The sequence below is a fragment of the Fibrisoma montanum genome (assembly GCF_003583365.1).
Classification (GTDB): Bacteria; Bacteroidota; Bacteroidia; order Cytophagales; family Spirosomataceae; genus Fibrisoma; species Fibrisoma montanum.
On sequence record NZ_QXED01000003.1, the window covers coordinates 594631 to 620943 of the forward strand.

General features: G+C 52.7%; 22 protein-coding genes. 13 read left to right on the plus strand and 9 right to left on the minus strand.

All coding sequences use genetic code 11. The features are described from left to right. The first annotated feature begins 46 nt into the window (after positions 1-46). Positions 47-1144, plus strand: coding sequence for a hypothetical protein (locus DYU11_RS12560; protein ID WP_119668011.1), 1098 nt, complete (start codon positions 47-49; stop codon positions 1142-1144). Positions 1145-1237: 93 nt separating this feature from the next. Here the strand turns inward: DYU11_RS12560 and DYU11_RS12565 are convergent, their stop codons facing one another. Beyond that, on the minus strand, positions 1238-1735 hold the full coding sequence (locus DYU11_RS12565; RefSeq protein ID WP_119668012.1) for a DinB family protein: 498 nt from the start codon (positions 1733-1735) through the stop codon (positions 1238-1240). 163 nt (positions 1736-1898) lie between these two features. After that, positions 1899-2057: a hypothetical protein gene (locus DYU11_RS33635; RefSeq protein WP_229365801.1), complete on the minus strand. Its 159-nt coding sequence runs from the start codon at positions 2055-2057 to the stop codon at positions 1899-1901. Positions 2058-2481: 424 nt separating this feature from the next. On the opposite strand from DYU11_RS33635, the gene DYU11_RS32975 reads away from it, so the two are divergent. From DYU11_RS32975 to DYU11_RS12600, 5 genes are all read left to right on the plus strand, one after another. After that, the gene (locus DYU11_RS32975) at positions 2482-2802 is read left to right on the plus strand and encodes a hypothetical protein (RefSeq protein WP_147367933.1); all 321 of its coding nucleotides are present in this window, start codon (positions 2482-2484) and stop codon (positions 2800-2802) included. Positions 2803-3188: 386 nt separating this feature from the next. Further along, on the plus strand, positions 3189-3965 hold the full coding sequence (locus DYU11_RS12575) for a hypothetical protein (RefSeq protein WP_119668013.1): 777 nt from the start codon (positions 3189-3191) through the stop codon (positions 3963-3965). Positions 3966-4949: 984 nt separating this feature from the next. Further along, positions 4950-5435: a hypothetical protein gene (locus DYU11_RS12585; protein ID WP_119668015.1), complete on the plus strand. Its 486-nt coding sequence runs from the start codon at positions 4950-4952 to the stop codon at positions 5433-5435. A 299-nt stretch (positions 5436-5734) separates the two neighbouring features. Then, complete coding sequence (locus tag DYU11_RS12595) at positions 5735-6181, plus strand: DsrE family protein (protein WP_229365802.1); 447 nt, start codon at positions 5735-5737, stop codon at positions 6179-6181. A 95-nt stretch (positions 6182-6276) separates the two neighbouring features. Then, positions 6277-7314, plus strand: coding sequence for a sugar phosphate isomerase/epimerase family protein (locus DYU11_RS12600; protein ID WP_119668017.1), 1038 nt, complete (start codon positions 6277-6279; stop codon positions 7312-7314). A gap of 167 nt (positions 7315-7481) precedes the next feature. On the opposite strand, the gene DYU11_RS12605 is transcribed toward DYU11_RS12600, so the two are convergent. The 4 genes from DYU11_RS12605 to DYU11_RS12620 all read right to left on the minus strand — a co-directional run bounded on the left by DYU11_RS12605 (position 7482) and on the right by DYU11_RS12620 (position 10397). After that, positions 7482-8177, minus strand: coding sequence for a DUF4097 family beta strand repeat-containing protein (locus DYU11_RS12605; RefSeq protein WP_199736717.1), 696 nt, complete (start codon positions 8175-8177; stop codon positions 7482-7484). Between the two features lie 33 nt (positions 8178-8210). Then, complete coding sequence (locus DYU11_RS12610) at positions 8211-8990, minus strand: DUF4097 family beta strand repeat-containing protein (RefSeq protein WP_119668019.1); 780 nt, start codon at positions 8988-8990, stop codon at positions 8211-8213. A 128-nt stretch (positions 8991-9118) separates the two neighbouring features. Beyond that, positions 9119-9895 (minus strand): HEAT repeat domain-containing protein, encoded by a 777-nt coding sequence (locus DYU11_RS12615; RefSeq protein ID WP_119668020.1) that lies wholly within the window; start codon positions 9893-9895, stop codon positions 9119-9121. Continuing rightward, positions 9879-10397, minus strand: coding sequence for a GFO_1088 family ECF-type sigma factor (locus DYU11_RS12620; protein WP_119668324.1), 519 nt, complete (start codon positions 10395-10397; stop codon positions 9879-9881). Before DYU11_RS12620 ends, DYU11_RS12615 begins: the two co-directional genes overlap by 17 nt. A gap of 281 nt (positions 10398-10678) precedes the next feature. Here DYU11_RS12620 and DYU11_RS12625 point away from each other — a divergent pair, with 281 nt between their 5' ends. Together DYU11_RS12625 and DYU11_RS33480 are read left to right on the plus strand one after the other, a co-directional pair. Beyond that, positions 10679-11575, plus strand: coding sequence for an alpha/beta hydrolase (locus tag DYU11_RS12625; protein WP_119668021.1), 897 nt, complete (start codon positions 10679-10681; stop codon positions 11573-11575). Positions 11576-11695: 120 nt separating this feature from the next. After that, entirely contained in the window at positions 11696-11854 is a 159-nt protein-coding gene (locus tag DYU11_RS33480; protein WP_199736718.1) for a hypothetical protein, read from the plus strand. A gap of 293 nt (positions 11855-12147) precedes the next feature. Here DYU11_RS33480 and DYU11_RS12630 read toward each other — a convergent pair whose 3' ends face one another. Further along, a complete protein-coding gene (locus tag DYU11_RS12630) occupies positions 12148-13506 on the minus strand; it encodes a right-handed parallel beta-helix repeat-containing protein (RefSeq protein WP_119668022.1) in 1359 nt (452 codons plus the stop codon). A gap of 145 nt (positions 13507-13651) precedes the next feature. Then, complete coding sequence (locus tag DYU11_RS12635) at positions 13652-14986, minus strand: Gfo/Idh/MocA family protein (RefSeq protein WP_119668023.1); 1335 nt, start codon at positions 14984-14986, stop codon at positions 13652-13654. Positions 14987-15716: 730 nt separating this feature from the next. Between DYU11_RS12635 and DYU11_RS12640 the strand changes: the two genes are divergently transcribed. From DYU11_RS12640 to DYU11_RS12650, 3 genes are all read left to right on the plus strand, one after another. Further along, on the plus strand, positions 15717-18122 hold the full coding sequence (locus tag DYU11_RS12640; RefSeq protein WP_229365803.1) for an outer membrane beta-barrel family protein: 2406 nt from the start codon (positions 15717-15719) through the stop codon (positions 18120-18122). A gap of 625 nt (positions 18123-18747) precedes the next feature. Next, positions 18748-20484, plus strand: coding sequence for an arylsulfatase (locus DYU11_RS12645; protein ID WP_229365806.1), 1737 nt, complete (start codon positions 18748-18750; stop codon positions 20482-20484). A gap of 45 nt (positions 20485-20529) precedes the next feature. Then, the gene (locus tag DYU11_RS12650; RefSeq protein WP_119668026.1) at positions 20530-21495 is read left to right on the plus strand and encodes a nucleoside hydrolase; all 966 of its coding nucleotides are present in this window, start codon (positions 20530-20532) and stop codon (positions 21493-21495) included. 250 nt (positions 21496-21745) lie between these two features. On the opposite strand, the gene DYU11_RS12655 is transcribed toward DYU11_RS12650, so the two are convergent. Then, complete coding sequence (locus tag DYU11_RS12655; RefSeq protein WP_119668027.1) at positions 21746-24205, minus strand: TonB-dependent receptor; 2460 nt, start codon at positions 24203-24205, stop codon at positions 21746-21748. 303 nt (positions 24206-24508) lie between these two features. Here DYU11_RS12655 and DYU11_RS12665 point away from each other — a divergent pair, with 303 nt between their 5' ends. Then, positions 24509-25165 carry a hypothetical protein gene (locus DYU11_RS12665; RefSeq protein WP_119668029.1) on the plus strand — a complete coding sequence of 219 codons (657 nt, stop codon included), beginning with the start codon at positions 24509-24511 and terminating at the stop codon, positions 25163-25165. A gap of 95 nt (positions 25166-25260) precedes the next feature. After that, positions 25261-26199: a S1/P1 nuclease gene (locus tag DYU11_RS12670; RefSeq protein ID WP_229365807.1), complete on the plus strand. Its 939-nt coding sequence runs from the start codon at positions 25261-25263 to the stop codon at positions 26197-26199. The last annotated feature ends 114 nt before the right edge of the window (positions 26200-26313 follow it).

Consider the following 26313-nt stretch of genomic DNA (forward strand, 5'->3'; position numbering starts at 1 on the left):
TGAACTCCGCGAATCCTCTGCTCCTCTGCGTTTAAACAACTTAGCCATGCAACTACTTCTGCTCACCCTCGTTTCCTTCATTGTCCTCACCTCTGAAGCTGCACCGGAACCACCCAGGCGCCGGACGACGGTGTCCATCGTTAAAGATCAGTTCTATATCAACGGCCAGCCGACGTTCAGGGGCCGGACGTGGAACGGGTACCGCATTGAGGGGCTGCTGCCTAATTCGAGAATGGTCCAGGGCATTTTCGATGATCAGAATCCCGAGACACGGGCGCAGTGGGCCTACCCGGACACCAAAGTCTGGAACCCCGACCGCAACACCGACGAGTTCGTAGCCGCCATGCCAACCTGGAAACAGCATGGGCTGCTGGCCATTACGCTCAATCTGCAGGGCGGCAGTCCGCAAGGGTATTCCAAAGAGCAACCCTGGCATAACTCCTTTTTCAACGCCGACGGCAGCTACCACCCGTACTACATGCGGAGACTGGTCCGGATTCTGGACAAAGCCGACGAGCTGGGTATGGTGGTGATTCTAGGGTACTTTTATTTCGGGCAGGACGAGCGGCTCAAGGACGAAGCCGCCGTGATCAACGCCGTCGATAACATTACGGGTGAATTGCTCGAAAAAGGGTATCAGAACGTACTGGTCGAGATTAACAACGAATGCAACATCCGGTACGACCACGCCATTTTGCAGCCCGATCGTATCCACGAGCTCATTCGGCGCGTGAAGGCAAAGAAGCTGCGGGGTCGTCGGTTGCTGGTCAGCACGAGCTATGGCGGGGGTACCATTCCAAAAGAAAACGTAGTACGGGAGGCCGACTTTCTGCTGCTGCACGGCAACGGCGTCAGTGACCCGAACAAAATTAAGGAGATGGTTCAGCAGACCCGTGCGGTGGCCGGTTATCGCCCCATGCCCATCGTCTTTAACGAAGACGACCATTTCGACTTTGATAAACCCGCCAACAACTTCGTAGCGGCTACGAGCGTCTACGCGTCCTGGGGTTTCTTCGACTACCGCATGAAGGACGAAGGTTTTGATGAGGGCTACCAGTCCATCCCGGTCAACTGGCAGATCAGCTCCCCCCGCAAGAAAGGCTTCTTCGAGAAAGTCAAAGAAATCACCGGGGTAAGTTTTTAAACGCAGAGGGGCAGAGATAACGCAGAGTACGCAAATTTTTTCTCTGTGCTCTCTGCGTTATCTCTGCCCCTCTGCGTTTAAAGTTACGTTTAATTAAAACCCTAATTCGTCTGCACTCGGGCCGTAGCTGCCGGGGATCGGGATATTCAGCAGCCGCAGGTACACACCCAACTGCGCCCGGTGGTGAATGATCTGCGACATCGACATCCGGATCATCTCACCCTTCGACGTAGCACTGTAAATCTCATCGCCATTCCGGAGTATCCAGGTTGGTTCCAGTTGCTCGTCAGTAGCCTGCCCCAGCGACGACCGCCCTTCATCCAGCGACCGCTCGTGGAGAGTCAAAAGCTCGGTTGTGTTGTTAATGTCTTCGGGTACGTAGGGGGTTGTAGCGAAGTCAACGCCATCGGTGGTCAGGGCCAGTTTTACCCAACCCGGCAACTCAGCGATGTGGGTGGTTAACTGGCGGACCGTCATGCTTTTGGGATGGGGCTGCCAATCAAATTTGTCGTTGGGTACGCGTTCGAGCATCTTCCGCGTGGTTTGGGCTTCCTGCTCCAGTTCTTTGGCAAACATGGCTACGACTGACATACGATTTACTGCGTTTGGTTGATGATACAAAGTAAACCGCCCTTGGTGACAGCCCTATGTCAGTAGGGTTTGCTCATTACCACACGTTGGTAGTTGGCACATGCCGCCGAAGCATTGGCCGCAGTTGTGACAGGCTATAGAACCGGCTTTTGAGGGTGTAGCCCTAGGTGTACCGCTTCACGGTTCGGCGGAGTGGTTTTACATCACCCCGAGCGTTGAACCGGTAAAGCTGTTCTTTCTCATCGAAGAAGTAATCGGGATAGCCCTCAATATCCCACACCCGCTGCACGGGTATTTGTACCTGTACATACCGTTTAGTCACTTCGTGCTAATCTAAGTTGGAAGTTCTGCTGGAAAACAACTTATTTGTTATTGCAAGTCCGTTCGTCTGACTCGAATTAGTTGCAGAAGCAAATGTAGTTGATTTTGAATAAGATATAGTTCCGCAGTTTGGCGTACATACACTTGTTGGGTGTTTTTCCATGCTGGGCTTCTACTTCCAGCGTCCGGGCGACATTTTAAATGCCCGCGTAGGCAAGTTTGGGCATCAATTTCTGGGTCTCGTCTGACAGGCCAAGTGCCCAGAAAGTCGACGTTTTGGTTTGCGGGTCAGCGTTCGTGCGACAGGGTGAACGCTCCAACAGGCGAGGTCTTGAGAAATCAGTTATGTCATAGCCGACAGACAGTATTGCTCAAAGTCTAGCAGTATTGCTTAAAGTCTAATTGAAGTAACATAAACTATTTTTATGACCTTAAATCATCTAAATCAAGCTATCCAAGAGTGTGATAATGGACAACTTCCGTTTAACACAGGAAACATTCGCTCGTTTTTGTTTGACAAAAAATGGTATCCATTACGAGCCGTAATAAATCGAGCAATGAGCCTTGCAAATGAACCCGCAGATTTGACTAGTGATAGAGCGGTTGTTCAATTGGTTTATCTTGGAATATGGACAAGAATTTGTGATGTTAGTTTTGGTAATCCACTGCCGATAGCCATAAATCAAAATGAAAAGAATCAAGAAGTTAATAGCCTTGCCAAAGTGCTCGTTACGCTAACGAGTTAAATAGGTATGTGCGTTGTTGTCCGATCCCTATGGGGTAGCTGCCGGGTGCCAAGGTACAGGCCGCAAGGTCAAACGACGCAGCCCAACCGGCAGGGGGTGTAAAGGTCCGAGGTACGTATGTTCAGGTGAGTTGTGTGCTTGCCCATCAACCCCCTGGGTCGTTGGGTGTTCCGGCCAAAGCTGGGAGTGTTTGCCGCCGTCCGTGCGACAAGGAAGCCGCCCTAGTAGGCAGGTTGTGGCTCGTTGGTCAGCTTCTGTCGACACGAGAAACGTCTTAGATCGAGCAACTTTTAAAAGCGGGTTTGCCACCTAGCGTTCGACAAGCTAATCCAGTACTCGACGCATTCACAACTCAAACAAGGCCCTTTTGAAGAAATAAACTGCAAATGAATACTGAACAAAAAGAATTACACAACACAAATAATTTTCTTGATATACTCAGTCAAGGATTCAAGCAAGCGGAAGAAGAAACAATACTTTTTGAAAGAATTTCTGGTGCAAAACACCCCAAAGCCATTAATAATTTGGGGAATGCTTTATCACTTTTGTACCAAGCTGCTTGTTGTTATTGGAAATGTATCGGTGGCGATCATTCGATTGAAAAATTAATAGGTAAAGTTGTAAATCAAGCTATTAGCTCATTTCAATTATATCGAGGTTGTTTCTACGATGAGTCTTTGATGCTTACAAGAGGAATAGGCGAAATTGCCAATTTACTTCATCTTTTCTTCTTTTTCCCTGATAAGATAGAGGTATGGAAAGCTTTAAATAGTAGAGAACGATACAAGCAGTTTAAGCCATCGGCAGTGAGGGAAATGTTAGAAAAAAATAACTCTCTGGTTCCGATAGACAAAGATAGATATGGCAAACTCTGCGAAATTGGTACACATCCAACGCCATCTGAAATTCCAGGACATTATACTGGAACCGGAGTACCTATATTAGGAATGATTGTTCAGCCTGTTGGGGCATACGTGTCTATTACAGAATTGTCGTATTCTGTTGGTCTTGTACTTGTTGTCACTCCAAAGCTTTTGGATTTGGACGCTGACATCGCTAAAAAGATGAAAGACATTGGATTAGAATTAATCAGGAGTTTGGGCAGTTTTAATATTATGAATTATCAGGAAAACTTAGAAAAACTTGCTCAGACAAATAAATAGGGCAACTCTCCGGCGACAGGATGCACGCCCCGTAGGAAGGTTGGCAGCCCAACCGCCACCGTGTTCAAGAGCGAACGAACCCAGAATAACTGTTAAATTGCCCTTCCGAACGATGCCTGATAATCAATAGGTTGTAATTTAACAGTACATCCTAATGAGGGTGTAAAGGTTGACGCTGTGGTTGTTGTTCTGAGTCGTGTGCTCATCCATCAGCCCTCATGGGTGTTGGTTGCAGGTCCAAAAAGTTGCTTCAAATTCCGGCTTGCGGGCGACAAGTTAAATGCCCCGATTAGGAAACTCGGTATGTTAGGCAGATTGTGTTTCTGCGAGCGATGAACTAACCACTTTACCTATAGCATTAGTCATTCTATCATGAGCCGATATACTATCATAAGCCGAAAACTAATTGTCTGGGTTCGCAACATCATGTTGCTCCTCATTGTGAGTCAGCTTGTTTATTTCGCTTACCAAAAGTTTTACCTTAAAACCGACGTTAGATGGAGTTCATCTATTATTGCTCCCGTAGTGCCTCTCATTCTACTGCAACTTGCCCTTAACAAACAGTCTGGTAAGGCATAACGTTTTCCGCTCTGCGTGTGGGCGGCTTCTCGGCCGACAGGCTGCACGTCCCCGAAGGAGAGGCACAGCCCAACCGAACGGGTGTGTAAAGGTTCAGGTACCTGTGTTCAGTTGAGTTTTTCACCCACCATCAACACCCGTTGGCGTTGGGCGCAGGTCTATAAGAGTACTTGATTGCCCAATGTCTCGGCGACAGACCCTACGGCTCGACAGGCAGCTTTAGGCTTGTATTTCCGGCTTGCAGGCGACAGGACGAACATCTCGTTTAGTCAGCCGGGTCACGTCCGACAACGCAAATGTCTCGTTAGGACAAACTTGAAGAAAGAGTATTAGATTTTTTGAAATTATTAATTTGTCTGCCAATCAGGTTTATAGAATATAGCTAATAAATTCATAATTTACAGCATGACATTTAAGGATATCTTAGCTATTATAATTTTAATTTCATTTGCTGCCTATTCTACATGGAAAGGCATGCAAACGGTGGCTTCAGTGGCAATTGCTGGATTTATACTTATAATTTACAAGAGCCAAATATTAATTTTAAGAAATATAATAGTGAATTTGGTTAAGAGCACAAAACAAGCAAAACTTGGCAGTTTTGAATTGCAAATTGGAGATAAAACTATTGAAAGCAGTAGATTTCAAAACTTTAGCACCTTAACACAGATTCTCTTAACTACTACGAGTAGTGAAGAAATTGGAGTATTAGCAGAAATAGCAAAGACTGATAAATTCGAGCCAAAAGAAGCATTAAAAATTAAGTTAAGAGCGCTTAGAGACAAAGGGCTGATTAATCACAACAACACTTCACTAGAAAATGCCAACGAAGTATGGATAACAGAAACAGGTAGAAATCTAATAAATGAAATCTTGAATACCACCAGATAAGTTAATAAAAAAATTAGAACAAACCCACCGGCGATAGGTTGCTCGTCCCGAAGGCAGGCGTTCAGCCCAACAAGGGAAAGGGTGTAAAGGTTGAAAGTACGTGTGTTCAAGGGAATTACTTACTCATCCATCATCCCTTTCGGGTGTTGGGCGCAAAAGCAAAATGTTATCAAAGAGCCATAGATTGGCAGTCAAAGATTTTCGTTTTCAGCGTACTGCTAATCTTGATAGATTGGTCTGGCAGCCTGACGAATTACGTATTCATAATCTATTCGTATCCACACAAATGAACATAAACCATGCACGCTAAACACACCCTCGCTATTGCATTCTTCTTTCTCTTCAGTATCAGTAGTCTCTACGCCCAAACCCCCACCACAAAAAAGATGAAGATGCTCGTTCACATCACGTGCGGCCCCGCCGACCCTACCCGTGCCGCTCTTGGTTTTCTGGTTGCCAAGACTGCGCTGGCCGAAGGTCACTCCGTTACGTTATTTCTGGCCGGCGATGCGGCTACTCTGCTCCGGGACGCTGAACTTGATAAAGTAGAGGGAGTCGGCACCGGCAAACTCCGCGAACATTACGAAGCCATTGTCAAAGCAGGTGGGCGGTTTTACGTATCGGGTATGTCGGCCAAAGCCCGGGGCATCACCGAGGCCGATCTGCAGGGCAAACCCGCTGAGTTCGCTATGCCCACGGTACTGGTTTGGTTAGCTACGGAAAACGACCGAATCTTTACGTATTGATGTCTGCTTGTTCCCCTACCTTTCACCCGGGGAATCTCTGCCTGTGAGTAGATTCCGGGCCTGGTCTGGCTTAGGTACGTATAGAAACCTTAGCCATGAACAATCAACAATCCCGTCGTCAATTTCTGGGCGCGTCGGCTGCCCTGGCCGCCAGTGCCGTCGTGGGCACTAATAAACTGTTTGGTGCTCCAGCCATCATCCGGAACCTCAACAAACCGAACTCGCTGATCAACGGCGTTCAGGTTGGGGTGATTACGTACTCGTTTCGCGACCTGCCCGACCAGAGCGCCGAGGCTACGCTGAAGTACGTACTCGACAGCGGCATCAGCGCCATTGAGCTGATGGGTGGCCCGGCCGAGTCATTTGCCGGGGCGCCGAAGAATACGGTTGATATGCGGTCGGTGTATCCCCTGATGCGGAAACGTCGCGACAACCAGTCTCTGACCGCCGACGAGCAGAAAACACTCACGGAGGCTGAGAGCCAGATGAAAGCCTACCGGGCGGAACTGGCCAAATGGCGGATGTCGGTACCCATGTCGAAGTTTGAGCAGGTCCGCAAGATGTATAACCAAGCGGGCGTTTCGATCTATTGCTTCAAGCCCGACGCCTTTGGTATGCAGAATGCCGACGCCGAAATCGACTACGGGATGCGGGCAGCCAAAGCGCTGGGAGCTAACCAGGTCACGCTGGAGCACCCTGCCAACGATGCCCATACCCTGAAGCTGGGACAGATGGCGCAGAAACACGGCATCCGGGTGGGGTATCATGGCCATGAGCAGCAAACGCCTACGTTCTGGGATACGGCCCTGGCCCAATCGCCGGGCAACGCCCTGAATTTCGATCTGGGTCACTACGTAGCGGCCGGGCAGCCCGACCCGCTGGGACTCGTTCGGCAAAAGCACGACCGCATTGCCAGCATGCACATCAAGGATCGCCAGACGCCCGACCACGGCAAGGGCAATCTGCCCTGGGGGCAGGGCGACACGCCCCTGACGCAGGTGCTGAACCTCATGCGGGAGCAGAAGTACACCTTCCCGGCTACTATTGAACTGGAATACAAAATCCCCGAAGGCTCAAACGCCGTAGCCGAGGTCAAAAAGTGCATGGAGTACTGCCGGAAAATTCTGAGCTAGACACGGGAATTACCAATTTTTTTGTCATCCCGACGCCAGGAGGGATCTTCGGTAGCCGGAGGAATTCTCAGCCTCACCCGAAGATCCCTCCTGGCGTCGGGATGACAAAAAAGTGCTATAATTAACTAATATAGATTTTACTGCTTACCAGCCATACTTCACGGTATCTACTTCTTCCGTACGTAGATGTCGTTGCTGATGGATTCGAGCCGAACTGCGGGCCCTCCGCCGTTGACAGTTCCCTCCAGTTGATAACCCACCATAGGATTCTTCTGGCGCTTGCTCGTGAAGTTTATGTCCAGGTCGGAGTACACTTCGCCGGTGATGGTCTTCATGGCCAGGTTCGCGCCTTTCGCTCGGGGCCAGCTCATGTCCACGTACCCGCTGATGGATTTAGCCGACACCGCTTCGGTAGCGCCCTGAATGTTCACGTTGCCGCTGATGGTTTCGAGTTTCAGCTTTGCTTTCTGGGGTAGGTACACCTGGTAATTGATGTCGCTGCACAGGACGTAGCGGGTCCCGTTTCGATCGTTCCACGACGTATTGCCGGAGCCGGGACAATCCTCGGCTTTGCCTTGCTTCACCATCTCTTTGTCAAAATCGACCCCGACGCTAATTTCTTCGGCGGTCGAGCCGGTCGTTACCAGCAGGGCGTCGTTCAGTTTGCCGCCGTTGATCGTTACGTCGATCCGAACAGACACTTCGGGTTTATCCCAGTACCGCACCTGAATACTGTCGGCGAATTTGAGGTTCAGATTGACCAGTTGACCCTGGGTGAACGGCAGCTTCTTGTCAATGATTTTCTGGGCAAAAGCCGGGCTGATGAACAGGCCAAGCACGAGCAGGCATATATTCTTTTTCATGCACGTAGACTGGTTGAGGATGGAACGGCTCATTTATTTCTGCTTTCGGATGTAGATGTTGCTGCTTACGGTATGAAGCTGGAGTTCCACCCCGCCCCCGTTCGTTGTGCCGTCGATGTTGTTGCCCCCACCCACGCGCGGCATACCGTCCTTCGTCCCTTTCAGGCCCAGGTCAAAGTCGGTGTACATTTCACCGGTTATCGACCGCAGCTTCATATTCGCTTTGGTGTTGCCGGGCAGCGTAATGTCGATTGGTCCGCTAACCGTAGAAATGGCGGTCGGCTTGTCCTGGCTGAGGGTCGAATACACCACCTTGACCTCTCCGCTGGTGCTGTTGGCCACAACCGGCCCCGTTACGTTCATCAGGTCGATGTCGGCGTTGTGGGTACGTACTTCCAGGTCGCCGTCCATATTACTGATGGCAATGTCGCCCCCGCGCCAGTTGGTTTGCTGATACAGCACAGCCACCTTCCGGGGCAACCGGATCGTATACTTGATCTCCTTACGAGTCGCTTTTTCGATACGCAGCCCACCGTTTTCCGGTGTCACGGCCAGACCAAGGTTCGTGTTGTCAACGGCCGAATTGTAGAGCGGCTTCAACCCTTTGGCGCGTTCGGGGGGGGCTTCGAGGCCCGACGACGCCTGGATAATCACCTCATCGCCGTTGTGACCTTCTACTTTGACATCACCGGCATCAATCTCAATGATCACTTTGCGGTCTTTCGAATTGGCAAGTTTGGTCTTGTATTCCTGGGCGTAGGTGTTGGTAAGGCACCACAAAGCCGTGGCACCCAGCATAAGGAGCTTTTTCATTGGTACGTAAATTGGGAATTGGTGAGTTGTTTTGTTTGTGTTTGGTGGTTTGTGGTTCGTAGTTTGGGGTTGGTGGTTGAATGGGCGGAGCAACTACAAACCACGAACCACAAACCACAAACCCCGAACTAAGAAGGCGAGTTGTGACCCGCCAGCCGGTTGACGCCTTCTTCGGCCTTGACGCGCACGACGTCCAGCACCTGTTGATTTCTGGCCAGTCGCTGAATCTGATCAACGGCCCGCTTTTCCTTAATGGCTACCAGCGATTCGATCAGGTTAATCTGCACGTTCGGGTCGGTCTGAATCGACAGCGACTGGATCAGCGCTTCCCGCACGCCCGGCTCATTCTCGAAACGTAACAGCGCCTGACAGGCCGCCAGCCGTACGTTCACGTTGGCGTCGAAATTCAACGTATTGATCAGCAGCTGCGTAATTTCCTGGTCAACCTGCGACAGTTCATAGCTTTGGTTCACCGCCTGAATCCGTTCGCTGGCTGAGGTATTCGGCATCTGTTCAAACGCCAGCACTTTTTTCATTTCCAGCGCGGAGGTTGCCTCAACCGGGGAGGTCGCCGGTTCGCCGGTCCGCCACTGATCGTAGAACAGGCCACCGGCAAACCCGAGCAGCAGCAACGCTACGCCGGCCGCAATGCGCAGGCTCCACGTCGTCAGTCTGCGTACCGTACCGGCCTCCGACTGGTTCAGTTTCTCGGCCAGTCGGTTGTTGAACACCATAGAGGGGTGTTCCTTCCGGGCGTCGGCGAAGTGCCTGAACTGAGCCGCGTGGCTTTCCAGATGGGCCGGAATATTGTCGCCCTGGAAAAACTGCCGCAGTATGCGTTCTTCCGCCAGCGAGGTTTCGCCCTCGTAGTATCGCTCCAGCAGTTCGTCAATATCCTGCTTCATAGTTGTTTGCTTTTACGTAACCCTCGCGCAGCCGTTGCCGGGCCCGCGATACAATCACCCGAATGTTGTTGACACTAAGCCCGGTCACCTGCTCGATCTCTTCGAACGAGTATTCTTCTACGTCGCGCAGGTGAAGAATCAGTTTCTGCTGATCCGGCAGCTCGTCCATTAGTCGGCGCATCAAATCCGCGCTGTCGGCGAGTTCCACCTGCCGGTACGGCGACACGCCCTCGGCCGTAATTTCCAGCATATCGGCCGCATCGTCCATTTTCTGGCGGCTGTGTGCTTTGAGCTTGTCCAGACACAGATTCTTGGTCATCCGAACGGCCAGCGCTTCCACGCTGTGATACGTATCCAGTTCCTGGCGGTTGGTCCAAAGCCGCATCAAGACTTCCTGCAACGCATCCTCCGCTTCTTCGCGGTTGCGCAGAAACAACTTGGCCAGCCGAAATAGTCGCCCCTGGACCGGAAGTATGCGTTGTTTGAAAGCTTGTACATCCATTTCAATGACAAAGACGAGCCCGGCAGCCAAACATTACAGATTATAGAAAAAATTTTTGAAAATTTTCTCAGCCACCACGTAAACTTCTGTTAGTCAGCAATCTAAACAACCTTGGATGTAGCGTCCGATGCTCTACGCAGCAACAACGCTCGTTCGTTTCAAAAACCGATGGCCCCACCACCTTCCCGGAAGCAGAAAAAACCACGCCCACGTATAAACTCCCTGATCAATCGTAAACTTTACGGTTGTCGTATGGATTTACATACTGAACACCTTTACTGATGCGCCTTTATCGATTAGTTTGGCAGGTGCCTGCTGCCCTGCTCCTTATTACAACGATGCTCCTGTTTGCCAATGAGTTCGCCATAGCCCGGCCCAGCCGACGGGTTAAAGACATCCCTTACGTTGCCAGTACGTTGCCCGGCTTCGACCCGCAACGGCACATCCTGGATGTCTACAGCCCCCGTAAACAATCGGCGACGCCCTACCCGGTTGTTGTGTTTATTCACGGCGGTAGCTGGAACAGCGGCCGGAAGAATCTGTACACCTTTATTGGCCGGCGGCTGGCCAAACAGGGTGTCGTCGCGGTGATTATCAACTACCAGCTCGCCCCAACCGTCGAAGTGCCGGCCATGGTCGACGACTGTGCCCGAGCCGTGCTGTGGACCCGGCAGCACATTGCCGACTACGGTGGCGACCCGAACCGCATCTACGTTATGGGGCATTCGGCGGGTGGCGGCCTGGCGGCTCTGCTGACGGTGAAAGACAGCGTATTTTCCCGTCTTGGCGTCGACAGGAACCCGATCAGTGGGGCGATTCTCGACGATCCGGCCGGCCTGGATATGTTCGATTACCTGACCAAAATGGAGTACCCCAACGACGAGCAATACCTCGTGCCGTTCGGCAAAGACCCGGCCGTGTGGCGGCAGGTATCAGCTTTGTATCACCTCACGTCCGATGCGCCCCCTATTCTGATGTACGCGGGCGAACGTACCTACCCAAGCATCGCGAGCAGCACCCGAAAGTTCGAGAAGCGGTTGCAGGAATTAGGAATCAGGCATGAATTCAAGGTCCTGCCGGGTAAGAAACACATTCCGATGGTGACGCAGTTGTTCTGGCAAAACAACATCATCTACCGCGATCTGCTCCCATTTGTGGGCGCTAAACCCAGCACATAGCACTCCCACCTGGATGAGTCCTGCACCGTATGCTAAGCGAAGCGCCGTTGTCCCGTAGCTGCGTAAACTTTCCGCTTGCCCGGAGGTTCTGCCAATAACGAACTAAACACAGTCAACGATATGGAAAATCAGGAACCACAAGACCCGCAGGCACCCACACTGGGTCAGACCGACTACGATTCAGTCGATTTTGATCAGGCCACCAACGACAACGAAGCTGCGGCAATGGAATCGGGCGCGGATCTGGACGATGAAACCAATCTGGGCACGAAGCCCTGAATCCGTTTACGCAGTATTGGGTCCTCCTCACGGCCGTCAACCCAGGTTCGCGTTTGTTGGGGAGGGTTACCGTAATGCCGGGCAAAACGCCCTGTTGGGGTTATGTTATTTTCATAGGCCTGGCCAAAATACGTGTGGTCACAACCAATGTCTTTCGTGACGCAAGTAGTCAACCTTAAACAGCTAAGCGTAGTCTTTAGTGGCGTTTCTGTTATGCTGACGCAGGAAGCATCTTCAGAAGCACCATAAAGGGTTTCACCCGGCCGCCAGGTTCGATCTTCTTTCATCGGTTATCATTGCTCAAACGCACCCCGATCGCGGCCTTTTGACCGGGAGCGGGACTTGCCCAGTATGTCAGTCCCCGGTGCCAGTTCATTTGTGCCGGAATGTAGCGCCCGGCTTCCCCTGGCTAACCGGAAATCACCTTTTGTCGGATCGGCCTGAACATTGATAAATTTAGGCTCTGCCACAATGTCATTCGCCCCCACAAACACATCCTGGGCAGTTGGGTACAGGTTGTAATCCCAGCGAATGTCATTGTTTCGATTGTTGGAGGTGACCTTACCACCGGGCCGTGGTACAATCACATTGTTCAGGATCACAACATCTTCCGAGCGGTTAGGAAACAACTCCTGATAACCAACAATGCCACCGTTATGGTAGGTGGTGTTATTGATGATGTCGACATGACGAGTACGGAAGGTATGAATACCTGAACCGCCGTTGAAGACGCTTATGTTGTTGGCTACCAACGCCCTCCCCTTCCACTCGGGGCGCTTGGGCTTTGCCGGCCGGGCCGCAGCCGCCTGCCCGGAATCGGCTTTTACCAGGGCGTCTGCGTTGGGATTCGTAGCCCCCTGTTCGCCGTCGGTCACGTCCAGAATGATGCCGTTACCATCGCTCAGTTTACCGATTTTCTCCCAGGGCACGAGTGTTTTGTTGTTCCAGACGTAATTACGCTGGATGATGATATGGTAGCCAGGCGCATCGTTGTAGGCCCAGTTGTTCAGTGTGGAGATACCAGAGCCGCCGTAGCGCATAAACCAGGCATTATCATACACCCGGCAGTCTTCAATCGTCAGGTAGTCCATTTCGATACCGACAATGCCTCCACCTGCGCATTTGCCTACGGTGCAGTTGCGGATTACTACGTGATGCGGCTTCTGATCGGGTAGGTTCGGACGCCCATTGACAAAGATGCCGTTGGAGTTGAAAAAGGGGTTTGGTTTGGGCTTTTTGGCGTCTTCCTGAGCGGCAAGCAGCACAATGGAATCGTTGTTACCAATCACCGTCAGCCCATCAAGAACGTGGTATGACCCCGTGATGTGAATACCATTCCAGCCAGCCGGACGAACAACAGGCGTGTGACCAGGGCGAGCTTTCCACGTGATCCAGGCATCGGCCCGGCCTGAACGGGTGATGGCCAGCACCGCACTGCCGTTACCGGTGTCTTCATTGGTATAGATCCCATTGCCCACCCACACCACATCGCCGGGCTGCACCCGGTCGGCGGCTTTTTGCAGGCTCCGGAAGGCGGTCCGGGATGTTTTACCGTCGTTAGTATCGTTACCATCGCCGGATACGTACCAGGTTTGGGCGAAGGCAGAGCGGCTAATCAGACACAGGATGATCAGAAAGCGTATAGACATCATGGATAAATATGTTAAACTGACCCTTACCCCGTTTTGGTGGATTTTCTGGATCGACGAAGCAAAAAAATCAGGCAGCACACCGACTACCTGATTCCAATTATACTAACCTTTTGAGTACAAGTTCTAGACGGTCCGGCCCCTTCCCCTACACCACTACATTCCAGCCTTTAGCGTACTCCCGCGACCAGAATTTCAGAGCCTCTTTGTCGTTAAGGATGTGACCGTTCGTGGGATCGCAGTGCAGGGTACGGCCGACTCGGTAGGCAATATTACCGAGTTGGGGCAATAGAGTTGATTTGTGTCCTTCCAGAATGGGCGCGTTAATGGTTTCAACCCCGCGAATGGCCTGGCAGAAGTTCAACAGATGCAGACCATCGAGCTGTTCGGTGGGGCTGACGGGGTTGCCTGGATCATAGGGCGTGTTGTCTTTTACCTCCGATACGAGCTTGTTGGCACTGTCATAAACCTTATAGCTATTACTGCCGGGGTAGACAATCGTGCCGTTGTCGCCGTAGAAAACGACACCCCGGCCACTGCCTTCTGAGGGATAGCCGTTGCAGCTACGTCCCTCCCAAGTGCAGGCTGTGTTGTTTGGAAAGTTGAAGGTGATCGTTTGAGTATCGGGTGTTTCCCAGTCGTCTGTAAACCCAAACCGCCCCCCGGCCGAGACTACCTGCACAGGGTAGTCAACACTCAATCCCCAGCGAGCCACGTCCAGCTCGTGGGTGCCGTTGTTGAGGGCCTCGCCCGTACCCCAGTGCCAGAACCAGTGCCAGTTGTAATGAACTAGATTATCACGATACTCCCGGCGGGGAGCCGGTCCCTGCCAGAGATCAAAATCAAGGGTCGAAGGCACCGGTATAACCTTACCTTTACCAATCGATTTTCGGTTGTTGACGTACCAGGCCCGGGCAAAATAAACCCGCCCGATGGCCCCGCCGTGCAGTTTGGCAATCATATCCCGAACGTTGGTAAACGTCCGGCGCTGACTACCCATCTGCACCAGTTTCTTGTATTTGGTGCTGGCTTCTACCAGCATCTCACCCTCGTGGGGATTGTGGCTACAGGGCTTTTCGACATAAACGTGCTTGCCGGCCTGAAGCCCTAAAATAGCGGCCGGCGTGTGCCAGTGGTCAGGTGCAGCAATTGCCAGGGCATCAAAGTCCTTTCGCTGGAGCATCCGACGAATATCACTGAAACCCTGCGGTTTCTTGCCAGTGAGTTTTTCGATCTCTGCGACGGTTCGGGCCAGTACAGTAGCGTCGGGATCGCAGATGTAGCCCACTTCTACATTGGGCAGTTTGGCGAAGGTTTTAGCCAGAAACGCCCCCCGGCTGTTGGTACCCATAATCCCGACGACCACCTTGTCGTTCGCGGAGTACCCCCCAGGTGTATCATAGTACGCGTAGAGGTTAGTGCTTGTCAGCGCACCAGCCCCGATCAGGGCTGTCTGTTTAACGAAATCGCGACGGGTTGGCATAGAGTGAATCAGGTCAGCACTTATAAGACAATAAACGACCTCGGAACCCTTACACCGTCAATCGTTTATCCAAAGAAATAAACAGCGGAGTCTTTTCAGGGGGGTTAAATCGCGGCCAGGCACCTTCCGGATTTAAGTTCAAGTAGTGCTGCCAACCCCGGCCATGGCCGGATGCTGCTCACTCTTGGAAACAACTGTTTCAGAATGAAAACCAACGATTGAGCCGGGGGAGTTTGTGAGTAGTCGACTTTAGGAGCCAACTCGACTTTCTTACGTATGGATGCTGTTTATCATCCGCTTATTGGCGAACGCGTGGCTGGCCTTTGCCTAATGTAGGTCTCAACCTTTCTATTAATCGAGCGAAGAACCGGTACGTCTGGCTGATCTTTTCACCTAAGCTAGTCGGCTCCTGAACTTTTGTGTCAAACTGAAAACCACTCAATACGTGTTGGAGCGCATTTAGAGCCAACCGATTACCAGCGATCTCGATAAATAACCACTCATCACAAAAATACGTTTATAGTTCATAGTACCTTGCTTTACAAAGTACCTTACTATACCTTAGCTCAATCAAAACAGGTGCGGTCCAGGGATCAGGACAACTAGGTATCACCCTATTTATCAAACAGATGCATTAAAAGAGATAAAATCTCTTGCTGGTATTTCCATGTCTTTTTTTAACGTTTGACCTTGAAAAAATATGAGATCTGTACTCTCTACTCTTTTAGCCATGTTCGTCTGCAGCTTACTCGGCTTTAGCTCATTGGCTCAATCACCAGCCCGGGGAAAAATCACCGGTACCGTAGTCGATTCGGTCGACAACAAAGTAAGGGACTACATCACCGTCAATTTGCTCAATGAGCAGAAGGTCACTGTCAAGGTGGATTTTACCAAAACGGACGGTTCGTTTATGCTCGACCGTTTGAAACCGGGCAACTATATGCTCGTTGCCGTGGGCGTTGGTTATAAGCCGAAAATGATTCCGGTGAATCTGTCGGACACGGCCCGATTGACGGTTAACCTGGGTACTATCGACATTGCTCCCACGGTGATTGGCTTGCAGGAAGTCAAGGTAACAGCGATCAAACCGATTGTGAAGCAGGAAGTGGACCGCATTACCTACGATATGCAGGCCGATCCCGAAAACAAGGTATTTAACGCGCTGGAAATGATGCGGAAAGTCCCTCTACTGTCAGTGGACGCGGACAATAACGTTTATCTGAAAGGAAATGCTGATTTCAGAATCCTCATTAATGGGAGACCCTCAAGCATGATGGAGCGAAATTACCGCGACGTACTGCGGAGCATGCCTGCCTCGTCGATTGAACGGATTGAAGTGATTACCACGCCACCGGCTAAATATGACGCCGAAGGACTGGCGGGTATCATCAACATCATTACCCGTAAAACAGTCGACAATGGCTATAACGGCACGATCAACCTAAGCGAACGTTTTCCCGTGGGCGGGCCGGGTGTAGGGGGCACCGTATCGGCCAAATTCGGCAAACTTGGCATGACTTTGATGACGGGGGGAAACCAGTATCGCACGCCGAGTATCAGTACGTTCTCCGAACGCGATACAAGAAACCTGAATCCATCCCTCCTTTTCCAGAACGGCACCACCCGATCGAACAATTATAGTGGTTACCTGGGCTACGAGATTAGCTACGAAATTGATACGCTCAACCTGGTTAGTGCTCAGTTCAATATCAACGGTAGCCGGGGCCGTGGGTTTGTCTTCCAAAATTCCCTGTTGAATGCCAACGCTGAACCGATTGAACAGTATGAGCTGGCCAATACAAGTCGTGATCAGGGTAGAGGAATGGATGCCGCCTTTAATTATCAGCGAAGTGCCAAAGTGGACAAAAACCGGCTGCTGACGATTTCCTACCGATATTTTGGCTATACCAACAACCAGAAGGCCAATGTAGACATTACCGAACGGATCAATTTCGACCTGCCCGATTACCGACAGTTCAACGACCAGCAATTTTCGGAGCAAACCGTCCAGGTAGATTATGTGTATCCGGTAAAAAAACTCAACGTTGAAGCGGGGTTGAAAGCGATTATGCGTGATAACCGAAGCGATTTTCTGTTTGAATCGTTTGACCAGGAAGCAAATACATTTGATCCGGACCCGGCCAGAAGCAACCGGTTTACCAATACACAGAACGTTTTAGTCGCTTACAACACGTATCAGTATACGTTCAAAAAGTGGGGGCTGAAAGCGGGGGCCAGGATCGAGCAGACCATGGTAAAAGTCGATTTTATCTCCACCGATTCGAAAGTAGATCAGAACTATTTTAATGTCATTCCGTCTATTGCCATCAATCGTAAATTGAAAAAGAACGCCGGTTTCAATCTTGGTTACACCCAGCGCATTCAGCGTCCGGGTATCTACCAGCTCAATCCGTTTGTGGACCGATCAAACCCCAACTTTGAACGTAGCGGTAATCCGACCTTACGCCCCGCCTTTGTGAACGACTTTCAGCTCGGCTTCAATACGTCAAAAAAAGGCTCCGTGAACGTTGGAGCGGGCTACACTAACTTTCGGGACATGATCATGCCGGTGGCTGTTTTTAATCCTGAGACTAACATCACCAGAGCTACGTTCGGCAATACGGGGCGGGCGCGGTTGTTTATGCTGATGCTGAATATCAATTACCCGATTAATAAATACTGGAATTTCAGTCTGAATTCAAGAGTCGCGCATGGTAGGGTCTCGGGCGTGGTGGATGGTCAGGTGGTTTCCAATCAGGGCATTATGTACCAGGCCAATGTGTCAACCGGCTACAAACTACCGAAAGGCTGGCGGGTGAATGGTAACCTGACTATGGTTGGTCCGAACATCAACATTCAGGGTACGACCAATGCCATGGTAAGTTCCTCCTTTAGTGCGAGCAAAGATATGTTCAAAGACAAATTAGCCCTCTCAGCAGCCTTCAATAATCCGTTTACCAGGTTCCGGGATGCACGTCGCGAGACATTTGGTCCAAACTTTAACCAACTGGACATTCGAAGAGACTATTTTCGTTCCTTCAACCTCAGCTTGAACTACAAATTCGGAAAGCTGAAAGAAGCGATCAAGAAAAACAAGCGAGGCATTCGGAATGACGACGTTCAAACCGGCAATTAGGTTGATAACAGTAGGTAATGGAACGGACGGCCGCTTGCTTTCCGCTGCACTGGGCTTGGGTCAGATACTCGATATAAAGCCTTGATAGTGAACCTACTGCGGATGCGTCGCACGTAGTGGGCATCCGGCAGGTTACCCAGATCACGGCCGAGCCGACTGTACCCTCGTCAACACGCGGTTCGCCCACCGACATACTGAGCCTATACAGGTAAAACATCGGCAAAGATTGCGGGGAACCCACTCATTACGTCATCTCGGCAGACTGAGCCGGCGCTGGCAAGGAGCCGGCTCAGCAGTCTCGTTAACTTTATCCCGGCAACCTGATACATTAATGACCATGGGCTTCGGGTAGAAGATCACTACGATGGCCTTCTCTATACGACCGATCGACGGAATACACAGGGGATGGTTTGGCAATGGACGCAACTACCATTCCGTTGACGGGAAGACTCGTTTGTTTACCATTAATTCTGCCCAAAGGCCCCGCCATAAACCTGACTGTTGGGTAAAGTAGCCAACGCGCCCGGCGGTGCTTAGTATGTGCATGTTATCAGACAACAAATCAATTCGGCCTATCCGGCTGTTCTTCAGGCAAAAAACCGTCGGCTTACTGTGCCTTTGCGTAGTGGCAACGGGCCTATGGTACGGCTTTACACCGGCTCACAAACCAGCCCGGAGACCTAATGTGCTGTTTATTCTGACCGATGACCAGGGATATGGCGACCTACAATTACACGGCAACCGGTACCTCGAAACGCCCAACATTGACCTGATTGGTCGCGAAGGGGCGCGGTTTAATCGGTTTTATGTCAGTCCGCTTTGTGCACCGTCGCGGGCCAGTTTTCTGACGGGCCGTTACCACCTTCGCACCGGGGTAGTGTCAGTGAGCAATGGCTTAGAAGTGATGAAGGCCAGCGAAGTAACGCTGGCCGAGTTGCTGCAACGCTACGGCTACCGGACGGGCTGTTTTGGCAAATGGCATAACGGTGAGCATCTGCCCAACCACCCTAACGGTCAGGGCTTCGAAGAGTTTGTGGGCTTCTGCGCCGGTCACTGGTCCAATTATTTCGACACGGAGCTTGATCACAACGGCAAACCCCTGAAAACGAAGGGCTACATTAGCGATGTGCTGACGGACCGGGCCATCGAGTTTATCCGTAAAAACCGGGATCAGCCTTTTTTCTGCTACGTTCCCTTCAACACCCCGCACAGCCCGCATCAGGTTGCTGACCGCTACTTTAACCCGTATAAAGCCAAAGGGCTTTCCGACGAATTGGCCAGTGTGTACGGCATGGTGCAGAACATGGACGAAAACATTGGGCGGCTCCTTGGCACCCTGGCCGAACTGGGAATCGACGAGGAGACGATTGTTGTTTTCTCGACCGATAACGGACCCAATGGCAACCGCTTCAACGCGGGCATGAAAGGCATAAAAGGTAGTGTTGACGAAGGCGGGGTTCGGGTGCCGTTCTTTGTGCGCTGGCCGGGAAAAATCCGCCCCCAACTCATCCGTCCTATAGCGGCCCATATCGATCTGGTGCCGACCCTGACCGACTTACTGGCATTACCGGCCCCAAAAACAGCGCATTACGATGGTATCAGCCTGGCGGATCAGCTGCTGGGACGACCGGTTAAAACCGCTGCGAACCGGGTAATTTTCACGCATGTAGCGCAGTTGGCCCGGGAGTTGTCTGCCGTGCCGGCTGCTATCCGGAGCGAACGGTTCCGGTGGGTGAAAACAGCCCGCGAAACGGCCCTGTACGATATGCAGGCCGATTCGCTGCAAACCACCAATATTGCCCACCGTTACCCTGACACCCTGCGGGCGTTTGAGGAACTGTACACGCGCTGGTTCAGTACGGTAAGTGCGGCCACGAATCCCGGTAGCCGGCCCACGCCCATTGGCGAAGGGCGTCGGCAACAGGTACTGCCCGCCCACGAAGCCCAATTTACGGGGCAAGTTCGGTTTAACGAAGGCCATGGGTGGGCGCACGACTGGCTCACCAACTGGCAAACCCCCACCGACAGCATCTGGTGGGAGGTGACCAGCCGCCACACCAAGCGGTACGCTGTAGGGATTCAATATACCTGTCCGCCCGACCAAACCGGCTCTGTGGTCCGCATCAGTACGACCACCTCCACCCGCCAGGCTACCCTTGCCAAAGCCTACGACCCACCCACCATGCCCAGTCCCGACCGGGTGCCACGGAAGGAGGCCTATGAGAAACCTTGGGCGGTGATGCCTGTCGGTATAATCACCATTGGCCCCGGCGAACAACGCCTGATGCTGACGGCTCCAAAGGTGGCTGGCAAACGCGTAGCCGACGTCAAAGGGATTGTTTTAAGCGAAATAGTGCCTTAATTAGCAACCATAGTCATTGCCATCTTGCCGTGACTCAATCACAACATGAATACCCCGCCTGCTCTTCGTCAATCAACACCCGCCCGCTGGTGGCTAACCGGCTTATTTACGCTGACCATTCTGTTCAGTGCATCGGCCCAGAAGCAAAAAGTCTGGCTCGATGCCGATACGGGCAACGAAATGGACGACGTATTCGCTATCATCCGGCTGCTGTGGGCCACCAACGAGGTAGACGTAGTAGGGCTAAGTTCGGCTCATTTCAACAACACGGATCTGGTCACGTTTGACAAGTGGAACCAGTACCCTACCGACGGCATTGCACCGGTGCAAATCAGCCAGAAGTTGAACGAGGAAATCCTGACGACCATGAAACTGACCCGGATAGCGCACCCGCTGGGGGCCGACCGGCAAATGGGCCGCGCCTGGGGCGGATTTCAGCCACGACCGTCGGCGGCTACTACCGAATTGCTGCGGGTGATCAAAAAACTCGGCCCCACCGAAAAGCTGGATATCCTGACGATTGGAGCCGTTACCAACATTGCGTCGCTGATTGCACTCGATTCGACCGTAAAAGCCAAAATTCGGTTGTTCTCGCTCGGTGGCAGTTACGACACCGCCCGGAAAGCGTGGAATAAAAACGAATTCAACGTCCGCTGCGACCTCAACGGGTGGGATTTTCTGTTGAATCAAACGGGGCTTGACTGGACCATTATGACCACCTACACGGCCGCTGTATACCGCGTTGACCGGGAGGATGTTTATCAAAAGCTGGCCGACGACAAACCCGTTGAGCAACTCATGGAACGACGCTGGCGCGAAACCAACCCGCAGGACAAAACTCGTGTATTGTGGGACGTTGCGCTGGTACAAGCCTACCTCCGTCCAGCCTTAGCCGACGTAATCAGCGTGCCGACTCCGCCCGAGAACCATCAGCAGCTGGTAAAAATCTGGACAAAAATTGATCAGAAAGGCATGTACGACGACTTCTGGGAGCAGGTGAAGCGTCATTGAAGGGCATCTACATCGGTGGTCGGTTGCTGTTTTTGCAAACGATTAACACAGCACAATATGCTGATGAAATTATGTCAACAGCTTCCAGTCAGCAAAAATGGCTGACGCATATTGACGCGTCAACCATTTTGTTACGTGTTGCCACAATCACCAGTACTCTAACTAACACACTGGTTATAAATTACTATTAGGAAAAGTACAACCTCTTGACCACCGGCTCAAAGGTACTTTTCTTAGTAGCGCAGCCTAATCAGAACTCCCCTTCGGTCGGCTCTTTGGCTTTCTTCTTGGCCTGCCGCAGCCGGTAGTTGAACGTCAGGTTGACCTGCCGCAACCGCCCCTGTGAGTTATTCTCCGTGTAGAAATTATCGCCTACTGTGATGGTACGGAACCGGCGCGAGTTGAATACATCCAGTACGTTCAGGGTCAGTGTGCCGTTGCCGCGGAGGATGTCGCGGCTCATGGACAGATCCAGCGTCGCGATGGCCTGCCGACGCCCCTGCGGTGTCTGCTGGGGCGCTTCGTAGTTACCCCGCATCTGTAGGTCCAGACTCTTCCAGAAGGTGAACCGCGAGGTGGCGCGGGTAAACCAGCTATACGTATCGCTCTGGAAGTTGGCGTCGAGGTTATCGCCGTTTATCATAGCCCGGAAGAAGTTCATGCTCCCGTCAAGTTTCCACCACGGGAACAGCGCAAAGGAACCGGTAAATTCGGCGCCGTAGGAATCCTCCGTGGCCAGGTTTTCGGGCCGGGTGTTGGCATTGCCCTGGTCATCAACCCGCCGGATGCGGATGATCTTGCCGTTCGTATGCCGGTAGTACAGCGAGGAGGTGATCGACCCGTTGCCGATGTATTTGATATGGCCCAGATCGAAAGAGTTCGTAAACTCGGGGTTCAGATCGGGGTTACCGCTGAAGAAGTTCCGGCTGTCGCTGAAGGTCATAAACGGGCTCAGGTCGTTGTACTGCGGCCGACGCACCCGGCGGCTGAAGCTCACCTGCAACGCGTGCTGCCGGGGCAGATCATACGTCAGGTGAACGCTCGGAAACAGGTTGGCGTACTGCCGCGGATTCACGTCGTTCGTTTGCCGGAGCGTAGTCGTTACGCCCGTCCACTCGGCCCGCAGCCCCGCCTGATACGAAAACTTCCGGCTCTTGTTGCCCACGATGCCGTAGAGCGCATGAATCCGCTCCTCGTACAGAAAATTGTTGGTCAGGCCCGGCAACGGTCGCCACGAACCATCCGCAATCTGCTCCGTTACGGCGTAGTCGTTGGTCATGTCGCGGGTGCTGCTCCGGAGACCCGCTTCAAACTTACCGTCTTTCCTGAACGGCCGGATGTAGTCGATCTGCACCAGAAACTGCTTCTCCGTTTCGTCGTTCAGCGACCGCTGCAATACGTTCGGGATGCCCGACGTAGTCCGGTCGGGACGTAGCGTTTGCTGCGTAAAGAACTGATCGGAGCTTTCCCAGTTGTCGAGGTAGCGAACGTCGGCGGTCAGTTCGTGACCTTCGCGGGCAAAGGTCCGTTTATAGCTCAGGGCGTATTCCGAGTTGGGCTCGGTTTCGGTTTCATCCTGCTGCCGGTTCGTAATGCTGAGCAGGTTGCTTAAACTCGACGCGTAATCCAGATACTGAATGTCGGAGTAGCGTTTGCCCTTGCTGATGCGGTACGTGTAGGCGCCGGTCAGGACGTTCTTCGGATTGAAGTAGTAATCGATGCCCGCCCGCGCGTTGTTGTACATACCGTTCAGGCGATTCGTCCAGGTTTGCTGCGTGAAAAACGTCGAGTCGTTGCGGTTCAGGCGCTGAAACTGGTTGCTCCGGCCGGGAGTATTGCGGTACGACACGCTGTAGTTGACAAAGAAATTGAGGTTCTTGCGCCGGTAGTTGACGTTGGCAGCCGCCCCGTAGTTGGCCGGATTTCCCGTAATCAGATCAAACGAGCCGTTGAAGCCTTCCTTCCGTTCTTTCTTCAAGACAATGTTGATGATCCCCCCCATGCCCTCGGCTTCGTAGCGGGCGGATGGGTTCGTGATGATCTCCACCCGTTCGATGGCGCTGCCCTGCAACTGCTGCAGGCCGCTCGATCCTTTCAGGCTGACCAGCCCAGACGGTTTCCCGTCAATCAGGATGCGGACGCTGTTACTCCCGCGCAGGCTGACGTTCCCTTCTACGTCGACGGCTACCGACGGTACGTTCTGCAGAATATCGACCGCCGTACCGCCCCGGTTCGCCAGGTCCTTGCCCACGTTGAACACCCTTTTGTCGAGGGCCAGCTCCATCGTGCTTTTTTCGCCCTGTACCACCACCTCGCTCAATGTACTGGCTGTAGGGAGGAGTTTGAACGTACCCAGATCGGTCGCGCTTTCGCGGGTCAGGCGAATGGCCGCGGTTTTCTGGGGTTTATAACCGATGAATTCGAGCAGGGCGTAGTAGTTGCCGGTCGCAGCATCCAGCGCAAACTCACCGGTTTCGCTGGTGATCGCTCCCGTCACGAAGGAGCTGTCAGCCTGTCGGAACAGCCGGACGTTGGCAAAGGCCAGCGGGGTGTTGGCCTGGGCATCGAGCACTTTGCCGCGCAGCTTCAGTTTACCGCTGTCCTGACCGAAAAGAGCCGTACCGGTCAGCAGTACCGCAATGGAGAGTGCAACAAATCGAATAACGAACGGGCCAATCAGATTGGAAAGGAAGGTAAACGGTACGCTCATCAGGTCGGGTTGAGTCGGTTGTATACAGCATAAAAGGTTGTATTGCCCGATTTTACTGTAAACCCCCTACCCCTTTGCCAAAAATAACCGGGTGCAGCCTCGCTGCTTGGCGCTGTAGCTGTGGTCAGTTTTTTCACCCCAATCCCCGAAGGGGCTTACGGCCTTGCTGGCTGATATACAGCCAGTATCCCCGGTCTGAATTTTCGACAATTCATCCGGCTCGTTCGGCAGTTCAGACAAAAAGCGGTTTACGTCCGGCAGCTGGTCGTCTAAATTTACCCCCGTCAACCATACCTCTTTATTATGAGAGTTCTTCTTTTCAGTCTATTACTCGTCAGCAGTTTGTCCTGCTTTGCCCAATATCAGCCGCTGGGGCCTATCTCGATGTGGACCAACGGTTACGTAGTTACTGCCGAAAACGACACCATTCGCGGCCGCGTCCGGGTTGGTTCCACCGTCAATGATTCACCGGCGGGAATCGTTGTCGAAACCACCGACGGCAAAAAGGTAAAAGTAAAAGGCGAAACCCTGCGCGTACTGGCCCAGCGCATTCCTGACTTTGCGTATTCGACCGGCAGCATTCCCCGCAGCCGCGACCTGATCGTATTCGAACGCGTACCGAATCCCCGGCGCAACGGAAAACTGATGCTGCTGGAACGCCTGACCCCGCCCGGTGGCCGCGTTGCCCTGTACTTTGACGTATCGGGCTGGAAACGCACCGTTGAATACAGCTTCGGCAATTTCACCCTGGGCACCAATCCGCAGGACCTCAGCTACGTCATCGTTAAAGACAACCAGGAGTCGCTCATCGCCAAACGGGGCGATGTGGAAACCGTACACGAAAAACTCTTCGGCGACTGTCCCGCCTTTATCCGCCAGTATCCATCGGCTATGCCCCGGATGTGGAATCGCTTCGGCGAGATGGTCGATGCCTATAATCACCTCTGCTTGCAACAGTAACCAACACTCATGAACAGGCCGACGGGCCGGGATGCCGAAACGGTTTTCCCGGCCCGTCGTCGTATCTTTGCGGTTCTTACTAACCTATTTCAGTAATGCAATCCGCTTTACGGCTGAAACGGGCCTGGCTCTGGCTGCTCGTGTTCAGCATGGCCGGCCCATCCTACGGCTGGAACAAACCAACCCACATGGCGATCGGGGCTATCGCGTACCGCGACCTGCAGGCCAGATCGCCCCGAAAACTCGCCCGCGTTGTCGAAATTCTGCGGCAGCATCCCGATACGAAGACCCGATGGGCTTCTATGCTCCGGGATTCATCGCTGACCGACGACGAAAAAGACCGGTACCTGTTCATGCTGGCGGCCCGCTGGCCCGACGACATCCGCGGGCAGAACAACCCGAACGATCACGCGAGCTGGCACTTCATCAACTACGTCTACAACCCCGGCCTGGGGATAGCCCGTACCGATTCAACGCTGGCTACCGGCGAGAACATCCTGCAGGCGTTCGAGCAGAACCGGAAAATCCTGACCAGCGACGCTCCCGATAGTAGCAAAGCCATTGCCCTCTGCTGGCTGTTTCACCTGGCGGGCGATGTTCACATGCCCCTTCACACGGCCGCTCTGATCAGTCCGCAGTTTCCGGAAGGCGACAGGGGTGGGAATCTGTTCAAGATCAAAATGGCCATGAGCAACCCCACGCTCAACCTGCACTCCTTCTGGGACGGTATGCTGCTGGGAAAAGACGCGTTCAGAGCCGCCGACCAACTGGCTATTTCACTGAGTCAGGCGCATACCCGCCGTGAACTGCCGCGGCCCCGTAAACCCGATATCACCAGCTGGTCGAAAGAAAGCTTTGACCTGGCCCGCACCATGGCGTATCAGCAGGGGCAGCTTCAGGGCGGCACCGGCAACGACGGCGTCGTGCTACCTACCGGCTATGTGGACTCCGTGAAACCAATTGCCGAACAGCAGGTCGCCTGGGCCGGCCATCGGCTGGCGGTTGAACTGCTGGCAGACGTTAAAAAGCGATAGTCGACGGTCAATTCACCATACACTAAATCGGGCAGCCGCTTTCCGGGACCGCGTGTGTACCTTGGTACCATGCGGTCCCGGCTTTAGTGTAATACGTCCGGGGCTTCAGCGAGT

Bases quoted from the DNA above. Each gene is read 5' to 3' on its own strand.
- DYU11_RS33480 (WP_199736718.1), top strand. From the start codon at position 11,696: ATGGAAAATCAGGAACCACAAGACCCGCAGGCACCCACACTGGGTCAG.
- DYU11_RS12610 (WP_119668019.1), bottom strand. From the start codon at position 8,990: ATGAAAAAGCTCCTTATGCTGGGTGCCACGGCTTTGTGGTGCCTTACC.
- DYU11_RS12655 (WP_119668027.1), bottom strand. From the start codon at position 24,205: ATGAGCGTACCGTTTACCTTCCTTTCCAATCTGATTGGCCCGTTCGTT.
- DYU11_RS12575 (WP_119668013.1), top strand. From the start codon at position 3,189: ATGAATACTGAACAAAAAGAATTACACAACACAAATAATTTTCTTGAT.
- DYU11_RS12640 (WP_229365803.1), top strand. From the start codon at position 15,717: ATGTTCGTCTGCAGCTTACTCGGCTTTAGCTCATTGGCTCAATCACCA.
- DYU11_RS12650 (WP_119668026.1), top strand. From the start codon at position 20,530: ATGAATACCCCGCCTGCTCTTCGTCAATCAACACCCGCCCGCTGGTGG.
- DYU11_RS12630 (WP_119668022.1), bottom strand. From the start codon at position 13,506: ATGATGTCTATACGCTTTCTGATCATCCTGTGTCTGATTAGCCGCTCT.
- DYU11_RS12565 (WP_119668012.1), bottom strand. From the start codon at position 1,735: ATGTCAGTCGTAGCCATGTTTGCCAAAGAACTGGAGCAGGAAGCCCAA.
- DYU11_RS32975 (WP_147367933.1), top strand. From the start codon at position 2,482: ATGACCTTAAATCATCTAAATCAAGCTATCCAAGAGTGTGATAATGGA.
- DYU11_RS12595 (WP_229365802.1), top strand. From the start codon at position 5,735: ATGCACGCTAAACACACCCTCGCTATTGCATTCTTCTTTCTCTTCAGT.
- DYU11_RS12635 (WP_119668023.1), bottom strand. From the start codon at position 14,986: ATGCCAACCCGTCGCGATTTCGTTAAACAGACAGCCCTGATCGGGGCT.
- DYU11_RS12560 (WP_119668011.1), top strand. From the start codon at position 47: ATGCAACTACTTCTGCTCACCCTCGTTTCCTTCATTGTCCTCACCTCT.
- DYU11_RS12600 (WP_119668017.1), top strand. From the start codon at position 6,277: ATGAACAATCAACAATCCCGTCGTCAATTTCTGGGCGCGTCGGCTGCC.
- DYU11_RS12615 (WP_119668020.1), bottom strand. From the start codon at position 9,895: ATGAAGCAGGATATTGACGAACTGCTGGAGCGATACTACGAGGGCGAA.
- DYU11_RS12665 (WP_119668029.1), top strand. From the start codon at position 24,509: ATGAGAGTTCTTCTTTTCAGTCTATTACTCGTCAGCAGTTTGTCCTGC.
- DYU11_RS12585 (WP_119668015.1), top strand. From the start codon at position 4,950: ATGACATTTAAGGATATCTTAGCTATTATAATTTTAATTTCATTTGCT.
- DYU11_RS12620 (WP_119668324.1), bottom strand. From the start codon at position 10,397: ATGGATGTACAAGCTTTCAAACAACGCATACTTCCGGTCCAGGGGCGA.
- DYU11_RS12605 (WP_199736717.1), bottom strand. From the start codon at position 8,177: ATGAAAAAGAATATATGCCTGCTCGTGCTTGGCCTGTTCATCAGCCCG.
- DYU11_RS12670 (WP_229365807.1), top strand. From the start codon at position 25,261: ATGCAATCCGCTTTACGGCTGAAACGGGCCTGGCTCTGGCTGCTCGTG.
- DYU11_RS12625 (WP_119668021.1), top strand. From the start codon at position 10,679: ATGCGCCTTTATCGATTAGTTTGGCAGGTGCCTGCTGCCCTGCTCCTT.